The 18,335-nt window shown below is 36.8% G+C and carries 14 protein-coding genes; 7 read left to right on the top strand and 7 right to left on the bottom strand.

Going from position 1 to position 18,335, the window contains the following annotated elements; all coding sequences use genetic code 11:
• Position 1 precedes the first annotated feature (1 nt).
• Positions 2 to 1,198, bottom strand: a complete 1,197-nt coding sequence (locus tag ACN0TV_RS12350; protein ID WP_417363227.1) for a C40 family peptidase — start codon at positions 1,196 to 1,198, stop codon at positions 2 to 4.
• 81 nt (positions 1,199 to 1,279) lie between these two features.
• A complete protein-coding gene (locus ACN0TV_RS12345) occupies positions 1,280 to 3,694 on the bottom strand; it encodes an outer membrane beta-barrel protein (RefSeq protein ID WP_417363226.1) in 2,415 nt (804 codons plus the stop codon).
• Positions 3,695 to 4,025: 331 nt separating this feature from the next.
• On the opposite strand from ACN0TV_RS12345, the gene lepA reads away from it, so the two are divergent.
• Positions 4,026 to 5,822, top strand: coding sequence for a translation elongation factor 4 (lepA, locus tag ACN0TV_RS12340; protein WP_417363225.1), 1,797 nt, complete (start codon positions 4,026 to 4,028; stop codon positions 5,820 to 5,822).
• Between the two features lie 43 nt (positions 5,823 to 5,865).
• Here the strand turns inward: lepA and ACN0TV_RS12335 are convergent, their stop codons facing one another.
• Positions 5,866 to 6,450, bottom strand: coding sequence for a hypothetical protein (locus ACN0TV_RS12335; RefSeq protein WP_417363224.1), 585 nt, complete (start codon positions 6,448 to 6,450; stop codon positions 5,866 to 5,868).
• A 29-nt stretch (positions 6,451 to 6,479) separates the two neighbouring features.
• Entirely contained in the window at positions 6,480 to 8,519 is a 2,040-nt protein-coding gene (locus ACN0TV_RS12330; RefSeq protein WP_417363223.1) for a cation:proton antiporter, read from the bottom strand.
• Between the two features lie 214 nt (positions 8,520 to 8,733).
• On the opposite strand from ACN0TV_RS12330, the gene ACN0TV_RS12325 reads away from it, so the two are divergent.
• From ACN0TV_RS12325 to ACN0TV_RS12305, 5 genes are all read left to right on the top strand, one after another.
• Positions 8,734 to 9,591 (top strand): MBL fold metallo-hydrolase, encoded by an 858-nt coding sequence (locus ACN0TV_RS12325; protein ID WP_417363222.1) that lies wholly within the window; start codon positions 8,734 to 8,736, stop codon positions 9,589 to 9,591.
• A 10-nt stretch (positions 9,592 to 9,601) separates the two neighbouring features.
• On the top strand, positions 9,602 to 11,233 hold the full coding sequence (locus ACN0TV_RS12320; protein ID WP_417363221.1) for a S8 family peptidase: 1,632 nt from the start codon (positions 9,602 to 9,604) through the stop codon (positions 11,231 to 11,233).
• Positions 11,234 to 11,291: 58 nt separating this feature from the next.
• A complete protein-coding gene (locus ACN0TV_RS12315) occupies positions 11,292 to 13,208 on the top strand; it encodes a M1 family metallopeptidase (RefSeq protein ID WP_417363220.1) in 1,917 nt (638 codons plus the stop codon).
• An 81-nt stretch (positions 13,209 to 13,289) separates the two neighbouring features.
• Complete coding sequence (rnpA, locus tag ACN0TV_RS12310) at positions 13,290 to 13,667, top strand: ribonuclease P protein component (protein ID WP_417363219.1); 378 nt, start codon at positions 13,290 to 13,292, stop codon at positions 13,665 to 13,667.
• A gap of 88 nt (positions 13,668 to 13,755) precedes the next feature.
• The gene (locus ACN0TV_RS12305) at positions 13,756 to 15,372 is read left to right on the top strand and encodes a S41 family peptidase (RefSeq protein WP_417363218.1); all 1,617 of its coding nucleotides are present in this window, start codon (positions 13,756 to 13,758) and stop codon (positions 15,370 to 15,372) included.
• A gap of 7 nt (positions 15,373 to 15,379) precedes the next feature.
• Here the strand turns inward: ACN0TV_RS12305 and ACN0TV_RS12300 are convergent, their stop codons facing one another.
• Positions 15,380 to 16,138 (bottom strand): hypothetical protein, encoded by a 759-nt coding sequence (locus tag ACN0TV_RS12300; RefSeq protein WP_417363217.1) that lies wholly within the window; start codon positions 16,136 to 16,138, stop codon positions 15,380 to 15,382.
• 326 nt (positions 16,139 to 16,464) lie between these two features.
• Here ACN0TV_RS12300 and ACN0TV_RS12295 point away from each other — a divergent pair, with 326 nt between their 5' ends.
• Positions 16,465 to 16,842: a hypothetical protein gene (locus ACN0TV_RS12295; protein WP_417363216.1), complete on the top strand. Its 378-nt coding sequence runs from the start codon at positions 16,465 to 16,467 to the stop codon at positions 16,840 to 16,842.
• Here the strand turns inward: ACN0TV_RS12295 and ACN0TV_RS12290 are convergent.
• Positions 16,832 to 17,287: a GNAT family N-acetyltransferase gene (locus ACN0TV_RS12290; protein WP_417363215.1), complete on the bottom strand. Its 456-nt coding sequence runs from the start codon at positions 17,285 to 17,287 to the stop codon at positions 16,832 to 16,834. The genes ACN0TV_RS12295 and ACN0TV_RS12290 overlap by 11 nt on opposite strands.
• Before the next feature lie 141 nt (positions 17,288 to 17,428).
• Positions 17,429 to 17,863, bottom strand: coding sequence for a ribose 5-phosphate isomerase B (gene rpiB / locus ACN0TV_RS12285; RefSeq protein WP_417363323.1), 435 nt, complete (start codon positions 17,861 to 17,863; stop codon positions 17,429 to 17,431).
• Positions 17,864 to 18,335: the final 472 nt, after the last annotated feature.

Below are 18,335 nucleotides of genomic sequence, written 5' to 3'. Positions count from 1 at the left end.
GCTAAAATAGCTTCGTCTCTTGAAGATCTATAATACCTTTAGTGTCCTGGTTCAGCAATCTTTTTGTCCGGATATATCGGTTGATATTATACAGATCATAATTTGGAGCGTCTTTATCCACACTACTGATATGAACGCTTCCTGCTGAATGGATAAATTCATTATTTCCGATCCACATCCCGACATGAATAATGCGTTCCTTGCTAGTTTCCGTGGCCTTCTTACCAAAGAATAATAAATCCCCTGGTTGTAATTTTGAAAAGTCCTTGTCCTGGTCAACTAAAATTCCTTGATGAATTTGTTGTGAAGCATCTCTGGGTATAATCAACCCATTTAAGAAAAAAACAGTCTTTGTAAATCCACTACAATCCACCCCTTTTGGAGAGGTTCCTCCCCATAGGTATGGAAGTCCCATAAGAGTTTTTGAAGTCTCCACAAGACTTTGTTTTGTTTGAGACAAGGACGCTAACCAATCCTGGTATGGCATTGCCTGGGTCTTGGGTATAAAAGCGATTCTTTTATCAGGAAATTCCACTTGGTAAAAATCTCCTTGATCCTCAATAAGTTTAAGCACATTTCCAGCGACTAAATCTGAAACCACTGCACCAGCCGCATCCTTTTCAGCAAAGGAACTTCCAAAGGTTTGTGTATAGATGAGTTTATCGCTCTGCGTCCACTGAGTGTATGTGTTACTATCCATAGCAACTACCCCGCCTGAATCCACCCAGGCAATGTACTGGTCCGGTGTTTGAATTAAATACCAACCATTTTGTTTTTTATATATGGTAACCGGCATTCCTAAAGTGCCCTGGGTAACCAGTTCGGCTGAATGCTTAGGTTTTGACCTTAGGTTTGCTGCTGATAGTGCAATAATACCTTGGGTTTTACCATCGAGCTTTGAGGATGGTAATACTTGGACACTATCGACAAATGTTATGTCATTGTCCGCTAATTGATTTTTAAATGTACTTAGGGCCTTCGGGAGATTTGTCATGCCCTTTAAAACAAAAGAATTGTTTAATGCTGTAGTTTCTATATCAAAAATAGCTACACGAGAATCTGGCGCATATTCTGTTTTTACTGCGGTGTATAACTCTTCTATTTCGGAGGTCTTCGCCTTATCAGATCCATTTTGACAACCCACTAGTGTCAATATCCCTACACAAATTATCGCTGTGTTTAATCTAAAATTCTTCATTGTAATAGCCGCTTTTAAAACTGCAAAATACTCAATAATTAAGAACTTGTCCCATGTTTGCGGTGTTTTCCGGGTTATGGTTTATAACTGCTTTTCTTCATGTAGTCGTTCCTGTTCTTTCAGGTCAAGTTCTCTTTGATTATCTTTTAGGTTAAAATTTCCAAAATTATATTTAAAGCTCAGGGAAAGTATTCTCGTTTCTGGTCTAGCCGTGTACCCATTATACTGATTTAGATAATCGATTTTTACAGGCACGTTCATCGAATTAAATAAATCGGATAGATTCAGGTTAAATTCTCCACGTCCCTTCAAAATGGTTTTGCGAACCCCAATGGAGGTTCTAAATCGGTTGTTTAAATAATAATTTCCAAAATAAAAACCTGTCAGCAATTCGAAATTAACAGTGGCTGTCCAACTTCTGTCTTTAGAGAGGGTATACCAATTGTTTAATTTCCCAAAAAATCCAAAGGTATCTAAGGACTCTACGGCATTAGAACTCTCTATAGCTTCAAATTCAATAAAATAATAATATGTTGAACTATAAAGACTAACAAACCAATTCTTGGTTAAGTACCTGTAATGTATAAAATCAAAACTATATTGATAAAACTGCTCTGCATTGAAGTAAGCGTTGTATAAAAACTTATTCTGGTTGTCTTGGAAGCTAAATCCATTCAAGTCGCCTTTAATATGTTGATAGTACACATCAAATATAAAGCTGCCCTTGAAGGTATAATCTATGCCTACCCGGTTTTCAATGGCCCGGGTTAAATTCGGGTTTCCGCTGATGAAATTATATTCATTGACGTAGTAACGGTATGGGTTAAGACTTTGATATCTTGGTCTATTAATTCCCCGTTTATAATACACCCCTAATTTATGATTTTTGCCTAATTGCCGTTGTAGTGCAAAATTTGGAAATACTTCCAAATAATCTTGTCCATTGATCTCTCCTTGGGCTTGTGAAATACCTGTAGTACTTGTTGATTCCCCTCTCAATCCCGTTTGAAGCGACCACTTTTCCCAATCTTTTGAATAATTGGCATAAATGGCTAGGTTGTCTTCCTGGTAATTAAAGTGATCATCCATAGCATTATCTGGAGTAAACTGTCCCACATACAACATTTCACTTTCGGAGTCTATTGTAGCATATTTAGCACCAAACTCTAGCATTCCTTCATTTTGTAAATTCACACTATAATCCCCTTGAGCTGTGAAAATAGAATTGCTTTGGTCAGCGTCGGTTTCAAGAATATTTTCGTCTTCAAAATCACCATTAGCATCAAAATAGGTGGTTGTTAATAGCTGAGCGGCAGCGTCGTGATAGTATACATAATTGGCCTGTAGTGAAAGACTATTTTGAGCGTTTATCTCTCGGGTATAGGTTGCATTAAGCGCAATATTTGTGTTCTCATTTTCAACATCTCCTATGGCATTATTCCTTCCAGTTTCTTCTTTAGCGCTAGTGTACGTCTTGGTTTTTACATCGTTAGCCATTGCTCTATTAGGATATAAATTTAGATTTGTGCTCACGCTCAAATAATTCTTATCGTCCAAGGTAAAATCGAAAACGGTATTGATGTGGTGAGAAGTATACTTGGTTGTTTTATATAGGTCCCATGTCCAATAATCATCCAATTGTTGATCGTCAAAGAATTGTATATACCCTTGGTCCTCTTTGTACCATTTGTGTTGATTTAAAGTGTATCCAGCATAAATATCTAAAAAATTGTTTTTGTAATAGTGATCCGTACCGAGTTCATATTTTGAAAAAACACCCTGTTTATAGGTGCCTTCAACCGAACCCTTATATCCCACCGACACTGCTTTTTTAGTATGTATGTTTAAAATATATCCGCCATCAGCATCATATTTAGCTGAGGGGTTTAAAATAATTTCAATATCAGAAATGTTTGATCCAGAATAGCTCTCTAGAAAAGATTTCAATTCCGCGTCATCTAAATACACCCTTCTATTGTTAATGTAAACCGTAGTTTTAGAGTTTTTTATAGATATACTGTTTCCAATGGTAAGTACCCCTGGAGTCTGTTGCAATATTTCGTAAGAGGAAAGAGCGCTTAAGCTGGTATTTGCTACGTGAAACACCAACTTTCCAGCCGTTTTTTCCAAAATTGGTCGATCCCCTGATACCACAACACCTTCGAGTTCTTGGGCTTTCTCATGTAATATAATCTCCGTGAATTCGGTATCTTGTTCAAGGGTGATTGCTTGTGAATAAGAGGTATACCCAATAAAGCTAGCTTTGATGATATAATTTCCAGGCTTTAAGGAGTTAAAACTATACGTTCCGTCCTCATCGGTTGAAGTTCCCTTGACAAACACAGAGTCTTTTTGATTTAACAACACCAAATTTGCGAAGAAAATCGGTTTTTGGGCGGCGTCCACAACCCTTCCATTTAATTTAATTTCCTGAGCATAAGTATTATAACTGAGAAACAGTATAAGTGTAATTAGAATTAGTTTGACATGGGACATACTCTAGTAACATTTAGTGCATAAATATAGAATTTTTTACCGATATTTAACAAATTCAACCCTGTTTTAGGCCAATCTCTTTTATAAGAACTAATCTGTAGATGAGGAGGATGCTGTAAAAGCGTAAGATGATTAAAATCGCTGTTGAGACTAAATTTAAGAATTTGTTTTGACAAATGGTTAGAGAAAACCCTTAAATCCCCGAAATACTGAAAGAACTTATAGATTCTTCCCGTTTTCAAATATCTTCAATATCTTATTTATACCTACTAAAATAACTTATATTTGCAAACTTAATTTCCCGGAATTTTAAAGGGTATAGGTAATTATTATGAAGCACATTAGAAACTTTTGTATTATCGCGCATATTGACCATGGTAAAAGTACACTGGCGGATCGTCTATTGGATTTTACAGGGACAATTACCGATCGTGAAAAACAAGACCAACTATTAGATAGTATGGATTTGGAACGCGAGCGCGGTATTACCATAAAGAGTCACGCTATTCAGATGGAGTATGTACATGAGGGTCAAACCTACATTTTAAACTTAATTGATACTCCCGGTCACGTTGATTTCTCTTATGAAGTTTCACGATCTATTGCAGCTTGTGAAGGGGCGCTACTTATTGTAGATGCTGCACAAAGTATTCAAGCACAGACTATTTCAAACCTATACCTCGCTCTGGAGAACGATTTAGAAATCATTCCGGTGTTGAATAAAGTGGATTTACCAAGTGCCAATCCGGAAGAAGTAACTGATGATATCGTAGATTTACTTGGTTGTGATCCTTCGGAAGTTATTCCTGCAAGTGCAAAAACAGGTCTCGGAATTCAGGAAATTTTGGACGCCATTATCCATAAAATTCCAGCCCCTAAAGGCAATCTTGATGAACCATTACAAGCATTGATCTTTGATTCAGTCTACAATCCTTTTAGAGGAGTAGAAACCTACTTTAGGGTGATCAACGGCGAGATAAAAAAAGGACAGAAGATCAAGTTCCTTGCTACTGGAAAAACGTATTTTGCTGATGAAGTAGGAACTCTAAAACTTACACAATTCCCAAGACAAAGTATCAAATCAGGGGATGTAGGTTATTTGATTACTGGAATAAAAGACGCCAGAGATGTCAAAGTAGGTGATACCATCACCGATGCAGTCAATCCTACTCAGAACATGATTGCTGGCTTTGAAAATGTTAAGCCTATGGTATTTGCCGGTATATACCCGGTGGACACAGAGGAATATGAAGAACTTCGTGGCGCAATGGAAAAACTGCAACTCAACGACGCTTCATTGGTATTTGCACCTGAGAGTTCCGCAGCTTTAGGTTTTGGATTCCGTTGTGGATTTTTAGGGATGTTGCATTTAGAAATTATTCAGGAGCGTTTAGAGCGTGAGTTTGATATGACGGTCATCACTACCGTTCCCAACGTAAGTTACCACGCTTACACGAAAAAGAATGTCGAAGAAACTATCGTGGTTAACAACCCGTCAGATTTACCAGATCCATCCAAACTGGACAGGGTTGAAGAGCCTTTTATCAAGGCATCCATTATAACAAAGGCTGATTATGTTGGTCCGGTAATGTCGCTTTGTATTGAAAAAAGAGGAGCCATTACAAATCAAACCTATTTGACTCCTGAACGTGTGGAGCTAAATTTTGATATGCCTCTTGCAGAGATCGTATTCGATTTCTATGATCGCTTAAAAACGGTTTCTAAAGGTTATGCTTCCTTTGACTATTCACCAATTGGGTTGCGAGCTTCGAAATTGGTAAAAGTAGATATCCTTATCAATGCGAATTCGGTTGATGCCCTTTCCGCGCTTGTCCACGCTGACAATGCCTATGACATTGGAAAGAAAATGGTGGAGAAGCTAAGAGAGCTGATTCCAAGACAACAATTCGATATTCCGATACAAGCTGCCATCGGAGCTAAAATTATTTCAAGAGAGACTGTAAAAGCCCTTCGTAAGGATGTAACTGCCAAGTGTTATGGTGGAGATATTTCCAGAAAAAGAAAACTGCTTGAGAAGCAGAAAAAGGGTAAAAAACGTATGCGTCAGATCGGAAACGTAGAGATTCCTCAGGAAGCATTTATGGCCGTGTTGAAGCTAAATGATTAATCGTATGCTTTGGTTGATACGCCTTGTTAACCAGGCCTTCAATTTACGAGATATGGGTATGGTCGATAATTTGTAAGGTATAAACTCCTTTGCTATCTACTTGAATTTCATAGGCCTTAGACACATCTAATGTGGGATTGTAAAAGCGTATCCAGATCAGTGGTTTATCAATAGATTTTAACTCGTCGACTTCTACAGTCTGCAGTATGGCCTTGTCCCAAAAGGATGACTCTTCCTGCTGCTTAAAGAAGCTTTTATTTATATTTTGGTCAAAGATTAGCTGTCTTTTGTAAAAGATCTTTAAATCAGCCTCAATGCCTTTGTAGATGTTTTTTACAACAGTGTTTTCCTTGTTCTCTACATGGTAAATTCTTTGGTCAGTGGTCATGTTGTGAATGTTTATTCTAAAATCATTGGTTAAAAGGGTGTCTACCTCTATATCTACCAATCCTTCGGGAATTTCAATTTCACTCATCGTAACATCTCTCAGTATTGGAAGCTCCTTAGAAAAGTTATACTGTTGGTCTAATCGAATTTCACTGACAGAGCAAAGTACAATACTCAGCAATAAAACGCTTACTATAAGCAATCGTTTGACACTTCCTTTTACGTTGTTTTTAAAGTACATCCTTTTAAGTTATTAATACACATGCATCCTTAATCCTGAGGGTAGACAATGATCTTGCTGTTTTCTTTAAAATACTTGTCTAATTTACCAGGTAACTTTTCAAAATAAGCGTGATAAGATGGGCTGGACTTTCTTGCCGAAACCACCATCAAAACATCGTCTTCTTGCATATCCTTGGCCAGGTACAAAAAGTCATCCCAATCATCAAAGGCATTATACATTATTGGTGCCTTTAAGTTTAATTTTTTGATCATCCCATCGATGCTCTGTTTGGTTTGCTCATCACAGTGGACGATCATTTCGGCACTCAATTCTTTAGACAGACGAATACTCTTCTTCAACCAGAGTTCAAATCCGGTCATCTTATCAACCAAAGGAGGAACAGCAACATATAATCGTTTATGAGTACCCCATGGCTGTAACAAATGACATATAAAAATTGTCTTGTTGGTCGAACGGATTATCTTTTCCATTTTACTTCCAACAACACGATTAATTATTCCTGATGTATTAGGCCAACCTAGAATCAACAGATCCGCCATATGTTCTTTAGATGCTCTTGAAATCCCAACTGAAATACTCTGATCAATAGTCGATATGATCTTAACTTCTGTTTCTGAGGCAGAGGCCTGCTTAACAAAACCTTCTAATTTACTGTTGGCTTGTGCAATATTGAGTTCCGCCTCTTCATTATTGGGTACAACGGTCAAGATCCGTACCGGACTATTAGATGCCTTGTCCTTAACTAAAATTGCAAATTCTAAGAGTTTATCGAAGTTAACAATGTTGGCAATAGGCAACAAAATACTCTCTTTTTTGAATGCCTTGCCGTTTCCGGCAGCATTCAAATCTGCATTTTCTTCTTCCTCTTTAACTAGTTTTTTAGCGGTATTTTCAGTCACCAATGTTGAAACTATAGAAGTAATTAAAATTAGAATAATCGTTCCATTTAAGATGGTAATATCTAAAATTTCAGCTTCGTATCCCACCATAATAACAGCCAGTGTTGCAGCGGCATGACCACTACTAAGCCCAAAAATAAGTTTTCGTTGTAAAGCAGAATAACGGAATACCTGCTGAGTTAAAAATGCTGCAGTCCATTTACCGCAAATGGCGACAATGGATAAGGTAAGAGCTACAATAATCGCGCTCCAACCACTAAAAATAATACTGATATCAACCAACATTCCAACACTAATCAAAAAGAAGGGTATAAAGAGGGAATTTCCCAGAAATTCAATTCGGTTCATCAAGGCAGATGAGTGAGGGATAAGACCGTTGAGTGCCAATCCCGCTAAGAACGCGCCGATGATAGGTTCTACCCCTGCCAATTCTGCTAAAAAGGATGCAAAAAACACCATTGCTAGAACAAAAATATAATGGGAGTGTTGATCTTTCTCCATGGTGGTAAAAAACCACTTGGCAACCTTGGGGATTACCATAAAAATAATGGCCGAAAATATGGCCAAGGATATCGCTAAGCGAACCCAAAAGTCCATGGTTAGTCCACCTTCCTGAGCATTTCCTAAAATAACGGCTAACACTATTAACACCGCGGTATCGGTCAAAATAGTACCTCCAACAGTAATCGCAACTGCCTGATTTTTAGAAACCCCTAAGCGACTTACTACCGGATAAGCCAATAGGGTATGGGTAGCAAACATACTTGCAGTTAAAAAACTGGTGTTAAAATCGTAGCCTAACAAATAATGTACTACTGGAAAACCAATAGCAAGAGGTAGCACAAAGGTAAAAACACCGAAAAGTAAACTTTTGTGTTTGTTGACTTTAAATTCATTCATGTCCAGCTCCAGGCCGGCAATAAACATGATGTAAATTAACCCGATCGTTGAAAACAATTCGATGGCAGCATTTTCTTCTAAAATACCAAGCCCAAATGGACCTATAATAATTCCAGAAATAATTAAAACTATAATCCCCGGAATATTAAATCTTTTGAATAAATGTGGTGCGACTAAAATGATAAATAAAATAAGAGAAAACACCAAAACCGGATTCCCCAGCGGTAAGGTAAATTCATGCTTTAAAACCTCCAAAAATTGATCCATTCGTCCGTACTGTTTTACTTTCTATGCTAAAATAAAATAATTTAAAAAACAATTGCTAGTATTTTGGTTTATCTTGGTAAAAATTGTCGTAACAATTGGTTTGCCCTGCTATCTTTGTTAAAGATTCCATAATATTAAATAAAGGACCGACGATTATATGAAGTATTCCTTATTTTTGGAGAGTTTCGAAAGGATTCAAACATAAATACGTTTTATGAGACTATATACCGTGGAAACAGGGAATTTTAAGTTGGACGGAGGTGCAATGTTTGGCGTGGTTCCAAAATCCCTCTGGAATAGAACAAACCCTGCCGATGCTAATAACATGATCGATATCGCAGCAAGATCCCTTCTTATTGAAGATGGCGATAGGCTCATTTTAATAGATACGGGACTCGGGAACAAGCAATCCGATAAATTTTTTAGTTATTACCATCTCTGGGGGCCTCATCATTTGGATAGTTCTCTGGAGAAGCACGGTTTTCATCGAGATGATATCACAGATGTCTTTATGACACATTTACATTTTGATCACTGTGGTGGTAGTATTCAGCTTAGTGAGAGTGGCTTATACGAACCTGCTTTCAAGAATGCAGTTTACTGGACTAATCAGCCCCACTGGGAATGGGCAACTAAACCCAATGCTAGGGAGAAGGCATCCTTTCTTAAGGAGAATATCCTCCCACTAGAGCAAAGTGGACAGTTAAAGTTTATAGAAACCGGCAAATCAGATTATATTCAAAATACGCCTGTCGGTTTTGATGTACTAATGGTTAACGGGCATACAGACAAACAAATGATTCCACATCTAACTTATAAGGGAAAAACTATCGTCTTTGCCGCGGACTTACTGCCCACAGTAGGGCATATTCCATTGCCTTATGTGATGGGATACGACACCAGACCATTGCTCACATTAGAAGAAAAAGACAAGTTTTTGAACAAAGCCGTTACAAATAATTATTATATCGTATTTCAGCACGACGCACATAATGAAGTTTGCACACTTCAACAAACCGAAAAGGGGGTAAGACTTAATAATACCTTCACATTTAATGAATTATTTAATTAAATTTTAAACGATGAATATTAAAAAATCCTTTGCTCTTGGGGCAATAACTACGACGCTTTTGGTAGGGTGCGGATCTCCTGCTATTTTACTATCACCTGAGGTCAATACTCTTGCAACCTCACAAAAAACAACCACTTTAAGTGATGCCCAGTTAAAGCATTGGGGACATAGTGATTTAGTCTCAGATACCATTCCCGGAATGAGTGTTGATAAAGCATATGAGGCTATTTTTAATACCATTAAGGAACTCAAACCAACTACAGTTATCGTTGGTGTCTTGGATTCCGGTGTAGATATTGAGCACGAGGATTTAAAAAATGTTATCTGGACCAATGAAGATGAAATTCCAGGCAACAATATCGATGATGACAATAATGGTTTTATCGATGATGTTCACGGATGGAACTTCCTTGGGGAAGCTAACCATGAACAATTAGAATACGTCCGTATTTTGAGTAAAGGTGATGATGGTTCTGATTTGTACAAACGTGCTAAAGCAGAATACGAAAAGGAGTACGACAAAACATTAAAAAACAAGAATCGTTACGAGCAGATTATGCAATCAGTTACTTCGGCTGATGCAATACTTCAAGAAGAGTTAGGTAAAAAAACCTATACTAAAGAAGATTTAAGTCAGCTAGAATCCGAGGATGAAAAAGTTGTTCAAGCAAAAGCCGCCATGACTCAAATGCTAAGTTTCGCGGATTCGGTAGAAGCGGTTAAAGAAGAAATCAAAGGAGGTATCGACTACTTCGCTGGCCGACTTAATTACAATCTTAACAAAGATTACGATGGTCGTTCAATCGTAGGGGATGACCCTGAAAACATCGAAGATACCAACTACGGAAATAACGATGTTACCGGTGATAAAGAACACGCTAAGCACGGAACTCATGTTGCGGGAATTATAGCTGCCCAACGTAATAACGGTATTGGAATGAACGGTGTTGCAGAGCACGTTAAAATCATGTCTGTTCGTACAGTTCCTGACGGTGATGAGTACGACAAAGATGTTGCTTTAGCTATTCGATATGCAGTGGACAATGGTGCAAAAGTAATCAACGGTAGTTTTGGGAAATATTACTCACCTCACAAAGAATGGGTATGGGATGCTATTAAATATGCTGCATCGAAAGATGTTCTGATTGTAAAAGCAGCCGGAAATGAGTCTTTAGATTTGGATCAGAACAACGTTTATCCCAACGATAATGAAAATAATGGTGAAGAAATTTCAGATAACTTCTTAACTGTTGGTGCTCTAAATTACAAATACGGAACTGACCTTATTGCTTCATTTTCTAACTACGGTAAGGATAATGTAGACGTATTTGCTCCTGGGGTTAAAATCTATGCTACTACACCAAATAACGAATATGAGTATTTACAAGGAACTTCCATGGCTGCTCCTGAAGTTGCTGGTGTTGCCGCTTTAATTCGTTCTTATTTCCCAAAATTAAAAGCAGCTCAAGTAAAACAGATCATTATGCAATCTGGTCTTACTACAAACATAAATGTAAGTTTAGGTGGAAACCCTAACGAAACCAAACCTTTTGGAGAAGTTTCCAAATCAGGTAAAATGGTAAACCTATACAATGCCATAATTCTAGCCGACAAAGTGGCCAGTGGTAAAATCAAACTATAATAAACTAAGCGTCCTTTTAACTGTATTGTTAGGGACGCTTTTCTAAACTTCAAAACAAATGAAACGAGCAATTTTAACTGTAGCCGCATTGACGCTAACGCTTTACGCACAGGCAAATTCTCCTAGTATTGATCCCCAGTCGGAAAACCAATCCTCGGCTGTAGTTGATGAGTCCTATTGGCAACAACGTGCCGATTATAAAATGGACATTGAGATGGATGTCGAAAAGTTTCAATTCACCGGTACACAGCAAATAAAATACACCAATAATTCTCCTGATGATTTGGATCGGGTTTTTTATCATCTGTATTTTAATGCCTTTCAACCGGGAAGTGAAATGGATATGCGTTTGCAAACCATACCAGATCCGGACAGACGAATGGTCAACAACCTAGGAACTAAAGAAAATCCTAACTACCAAAGTCGAATTGCAGAGTTAAGTCCAGCTGAGATTGGTTATTTAAAAGTTTCTTCCCTTACTAAAGATGGAAAAACTGTACAGTTTTCAGAGGAAGGAACATCCTTGGTAGTAACCCTTGACACTCCTATAAAATCTGGAGAAACAGTAACCTTTGATATGGAATTCAAAGGACAGGTCCCTGCTCAAATCAGACGTTCCGGTAGAAATAATAATGATGGAGTTGCCCTTTCTATGACACAATGGTATCCTAAAATGGCAGAATATGATTTTGAAGGATGGCATGCTGATCCGTACATTGCTCGAGAATTTCATGGAGTTTGGGGAAATTATGATGTAAATATCACTATTGACAAAGACTATATCATCGGTGGAACCGGAGTGTTGCAAAATGCCAATGAAATTGGATATGGTTACCAAGATCAAGGCGTAAAGGTTAAAAAACATAGAGGAAAAACCTTGACATGGAATTTTAAAGCACATGATGTTCATGACTTTGCATGGGCTGCAGACCCTGAATATATCCATGATAAGATGGAAACTCCGGAAGGTGTTACCCTTCACTTCCTTTACAAAGGAAATGATAAGGTTGTAGAAAATTGGAAAAAAGTACAACAGCCAACAGCAAAACTTCTTACCTTCTTTACTAAAAATATTGGTGCTTATCCGTGGGAACAATACTCCGTTATCCAAGGAGGTGATGGTGGAATGGAATATGCCATGTGTACGTTGATTACAGGAGGTGAAAATTATGGAAGTCTATTTGGAACAACCGCTCATGAATTTGCACATGCATGGTTCCAACATCTTTTAGCAACTAATGAGTTGGCTCATCCATGGATGGACGAAGGTTTTACAACCTTTATCTCCACTTTGGCAGAGAATCAAATCAGCGGTGACAATGAACCAAACCCTTTTAAGGGTTCTTATAGAGGATACCAATACATCGTAGAATCTGGAAAAGAACAACCACTGAGTACCCATGCGGATCGCTATGCTTATAATGCGGCATATTCTGTTGCCGCATACAGTAAGGGAAGCATCTTTCTTTCTCAGTTAGGGTATGTAATCGGGCAGGATAAATTAATGGAAACGCTTCATAAATATTATGACGAATTCAAATATACTCACCCAACACCAACTGATTTTACAAGAGTAGCAGAAAAAGTTTCCGGTACAAACTTAAATTGGTATCTAACAGATTGGACAAAAACCACCAATACCATAGACTACGGTATTAAGGAGGTTACAGCTGCTGATCAAAGCACAACCGTAAAACTTAACCGTATTGGTCTTATGCCGATGCCTATTGATATTATGGTGTTTTATAAAGATGGCTCTATGGAATACTTCTATATCCCCTTACAGATGATGTATGGCGAAAAAAGTAATCCTTTCCAAGTAAAACGTACCGTGCTACAGGACTGGGTATGGGGTGATCCAAACTATAGTTTTAAAATTCAAAAACCTAAGAGTAGCATTAAAGCAATTGTCATTGACCCATCTGAACTTATGGCCGATGTAGATCGGGCAAACAATACTGTTCAGTTCGATTAACCCAACATTGCGATTACATTAAGTTAAAATAAGAAGCCTCCTTAGGGAGGTTTTCTTATTTTTACACTCGAAATAAATGGTATGGATCAATCCTTTGGTAATCAACAACGGCTCAAGAACAAAATTCTCATTGGAAAATTATTTTCCCAAGGGTCTTCGGTGTCCAAATATCCGTTGCGGTTAGTGTATCTGAAAACAGAACAAAATTCGGATACCCCTGTAAAAGTAGCAGTGTCTGTTTCGAAACGATCCTTCAAAAAGGCTGTAGATAGAAATCGTATTAAAAGGCTGGTTCGAGAAGTCTATCGTCTGAACAAAGACTTGTTTATCCGGGAAACGGACTCTGAAAGTTATGCTTTTATTTTTTTATATACTGGAAGAGAGGTGCCGATTTTTGATGATCTGCAGAACACTCTAGTCAGGCTTTCCGAGAAATTCAAACAGCAGTTAAAGCCGTAGAAAAAGGATTGTTTTAGGAGTCAAATAACCAAAATGAATAATTATTCCATAATTTAAAGCCCTAGTTAGCCCTAAAAAACGGTTCACGATGAAAAAGAAAATAATAATCCCTATCCTAGCCCTAGTGATCCTACTAGTGTCCAGTAGTTTTAGAAATGATTTTTTTGAAATTGCGAAGCAAATTGAGATTTTCACCACAATGTTCAAGGAACTCAACATGAACTATGTCGATGAAACCAATCCTGCCGAGCTGATGGATACAGCTATTAAGAGCATGTTGGAAGAATTAGATCCCTACACCCAATTCATGAACGAACAAGATGTGGAGGGCTTTAAAATAAATACTGCAGGGGAGTACTCCGGTATCGGTGCTGTGGTTAGAAATTTCGAAGGCAAGTTAGTGGTTGTCGAGCCCTATAAAGGATATCCTGCCGATAAGGCTGGTTTAAAAGCAGGAGACGAAATAATTCGGGTTGGGAACACCAATGTTAGTGAACTTAAAGAAGACGCCACAGAGCTTCTAAAAGGTTCAAATAAAAGTGAGGTTACAATTGGGTTTAAACGACAAGGAGAATCTAAAACCACCACAGTTACTCGTGAAGAAATAGAAATCGACGCAGTACCGTATTTCAATATGATCGATGCACAAACAGGTTATATCGTTTTGTCTAAATTTAACAGCAAAGCATCAAAACAAACTAAAGATGCACTCGAGAACTTAAAATCAAAAGGAGCGAAGAAGATTATCTTGGATTTGAGGAATAATCCAGGAGGGTTGTTGACTGAAGCCATTGATGTCTGTAATTTATTTGTGCATAAAAATCAGCTCATTGTCAGTACAAAATCCAAGGTGAAAAAATTCAACAAAGAATATCACACCAGAAAAAATCCTGTTGATACAGAAATCCCATTAGTGGTTTTAATCAATGGACGAAGTGCATCAGCCAGTGAAATTGTCAGCGGTGCTTTACAAGATTTGGATCGCGCTGTAATTGTAGGGGGCAAGAGTTTTGGAAAAGGATTGGTACAACGGCCCATAAAGTTGAATTATGGAACCCAGTTAAAAGTGACAATTTCAAGATATTATACCCCTAGTGGTCGCTGCATACAGTCCACCGACTACTGGAATAGAGATGAAGAGGGTAAGGCCGTGATCAAAAAAGATTTTAATGAATTCCATACTCTTAACGGACGCAAGGTTTATGATGGGGGTGGCGTTACTCCTGATATTGCGCTGGATCATCTAAAGGATAATGGATTGACTTCTGCATTAGTAGAAAATCAAGTAATTTTCGATTTTGCTACCAATTATTATTACAAACATCCAATAGAAAATATCGCTGATTTTAATTTTACTGCAACTGATTATGAGCAGTTTAAAACCTTTGTTAAATCTCACGGCTTTTCTTACGAAACCAACACAGAAAAGGCTTTAAAAGACATCATGCGAAGCGAAGAAATCAATGAATTTGGATCACAGATTAAGGCAGATTATCAAACACTCCTTGAGGATATAGAGACCGTTAAATTAAGCTCCTTAGATCAGTACAAACAAAGCATTCAAAAAAATATTGAAGATGAACTCATCATCCGTTATTTTTATAGGGATGGGCTATATGATTATTATCTTAAAAACGACCAGGCCATTACTGAAGCAACTGCAGTGTTGACTGATTCAGCTCATTACCAACAAATTTTGAATTAGTCAGCGGCTAAAATTCACTAGTTGTTTGGTCCAAGAATTTCAGATATAACCTGCGAATTATAAATTCAACTCGCTTTGTATCGTTGATTTTGTGAATTCCTTTGTTGTTATCCGAAACATAATAACAGAATAGGTGGTAATACGTCTTTGGAACCTTCAATTCTTCCAAAATAAATCTTCTATAATAAGTATGCAAAAAGGATACGATTATATCACTTTGCTCTACTTTGAGCTCTTTTTTCAATCGCTTGGTACGACCACTAATCAGATTAATTAGAGGATCTAAAGCTAGTCTAATTGCGGGTTCTTCATATGCATATTTACTAATGGTGTCCTTATAATATATTTTAGTAGCGGCTTTTAAGCGAGCTTCTGCGGGTGTATATGTTTTGGGATTGTTTGAGGTAAATCTTCCATAGGACAACGTATTATGGTTTAATATAACTTCATCCAAGACAATAACATCATCCTTAAAATAAACTTCGATATAGCCCTGTTCAATATCCGCTTTACTAACAATCTTGTGAAAATTATTAAATTCAACAGAGGCTATAAATAATTCATCTCCTTCTTCCGCCTTGATAAGATGATAGCCATTGACGAATTCACCTTCTACTTTACTGCTGATATTTGCAATTCCAAATTTTTCTACAGGCTTATCATTCTTATACACAAAAAGTTTCAATTCTAAATCCTGAGCCAGGGTAGAAGTACAACACGCCAAAAAGCATCCGGACTGCAATACTATTTTACGAAGTCCTATCATAGTGGTTGGTATTAGTTTGCACCAAGTTAAACCAACACAATGGACCTCAAGAATTTTTTAACTTTTCATTACGTGCATTTTGGGAAATATTTTGGAATTAAACCCTTACTCCTTAAGAAAATTTTAATATACCACAGAACCTACATTCCGTAACAAATGAATAGAATTTAAAGTAATCCAGTTGGAAAAATCAACAATGATATTAACGAAATTTCACTAAAGGAATAGAGGAAAATAGTAACCTAAATAGTTTGTAATATATCCTTTATAAAAATTTTAACTTGTTGATAGTTTGATAATTAACAAATATTCATTACCTTATTAGCATGATAAAAAAAGAAAAAATAAACCACACAGATTTTTTAAATAGAACCGTTCAGTACCTACAGAATCGCGGATATGACAATATTAAGGCTGATTTAGAAGGGTATCAGACACCTAAATCCTTTTCAAAAAAAGGAAGTGATGTGGTCATTACTCCAGATATAGTAGCTGATAAAAATGGAATTAAACACTTTTTTGAAATCGGTTTAAAATCTGAAAAACCCAATCTTCTGAAGTCTAAATGGATGTTTCTAGATGTTCTAAGTAAGATGAAATCCTATCGATTTAAAATTATAACGACCAAGGGGCATTATAAATTTACCAATTCCATGCTTGATGATTTAAATATGGATAAGAAGACAATTAAAATCAATCCTTAATCATCTTGATATGAGGAATTCCATCTTCTAGGTAGCCCTGCCCAACTTGCGTAAATCCATGTGCTTTATAAAATTGCTTTAGATGTTGCTGTGCAGAAAGTAGTATCTGTTGCGGTTTAAAGTGGTTATAGATAGTCTCAATTGAAGCTTCTATAATTTTATGACCATAGGCTTGCTTTCGATGCTGGTCCCTTACAAGAACTCTTCCTATGCTGGCTTGTTTAAAATAATCATTCGCATTAAAAACGCGGGTGTATGCCACTAAACTATTTCCTTTTTTGCCCAAAATATGTAATGCCTTTTGGTCTTTAAAATCCAAATCTTGATAAACGCACTGCTGCTCTACAACAAAAATTTCCGTTCGTAGGGCTAAGAGTTCGTATAATTCTTGCTTACTCAGTTGCTCAAAGGTCTTGACTTTAATTGTAAAGTTTTTAGTATCCATTTGTCCTGTACGATTTAATCCACCTATGGGTCCATTGTATATCTTAGCGTAAAAACCACCTTAACGATACAGTGTCGCTATAAGATCTAACCACTAAAGATTGTCAAGTGGTTCGCTTTCCATTTTACTCTTAGCTAAAACTTAGCATTTTAATGGAATTTTTTCAATACGATTGGTATGCCTACCACCTAAAAACTCGGTATCTAGGTATACTCTTACCATTTCAATAACTTGGGGAATAGAAGTAAAGCGCGCAGGTATACATAATATGTTGGCATTGTTGTGCTCTCTTATTAATTGTACAATCTCTTTGTTCCAACATAATCCTGCACGAACATTTGGATACTTGTTGGCAGTCATGGCGACACCATTTCCCGTTCCACAGATTAAAATACCAAGATCAACTTGTTTATCGTTTACTCTCGAGGCCACGGGATGTACAAAATCTGGATAGTCAACGCTTTCTAGACCATCTGTTCCAAAATTTGAAACCTCTATACCTTTTGATTGAAGAAATTCTACAACAGCCGCTTTATATTCGGTACCGGCATGGTCATTTCCAATTGCTATTTTCATATTTTTATTGTGTAATTGATCTGATACAAAGTTAACAAATACTATGTTTTTAACTTTATGAACACCCATGTTAATTTAAATTTACAATAACTTAACAATCAACTCATTACTATATAGTTCAAATTGTTGATATGTATGTACTTAAAACTACTAAGTTTATTTGGTTAAGTCATTTAAAAAATCAGATTGTAAATATTTTTGAATAATGCAAGCAGATTCTTTGCTTTTTAGTTGACATTTCATCAACCACTTTTAGGTAGTTATCAACAATGAAATATAGAATTACTTATTAAGAAAACAGTGTTAATTACGTTGTTGACAACTGTGGAGAAATTTTCATTTTTTATTCAAGTTCAAGCCATTATAGTAAAAACAAATTGTTAATAGCTGTGCATAAGTAAGGATAAGTTTTAAATCCTAGTAATAACTAAAAAAGTTGTAGTAGAAGTTAACACACCATCATAACCATCAT

Origin of the sequence: Galbibacter sp., from assembly GCF_048266365.1 — a bacterium.
Taxonomy (GTDB): domain Bacteria; phylum Bacteroidota; class Bacteroidia; order Flavobacteriales; family Flavobacteriaceae; genus Galbibacter.
The sequence above is the reverse complement of the archived record's forward strand: the minus strand, read 5'-3'. Positions and strand labels throughout refer to the sequence as shown.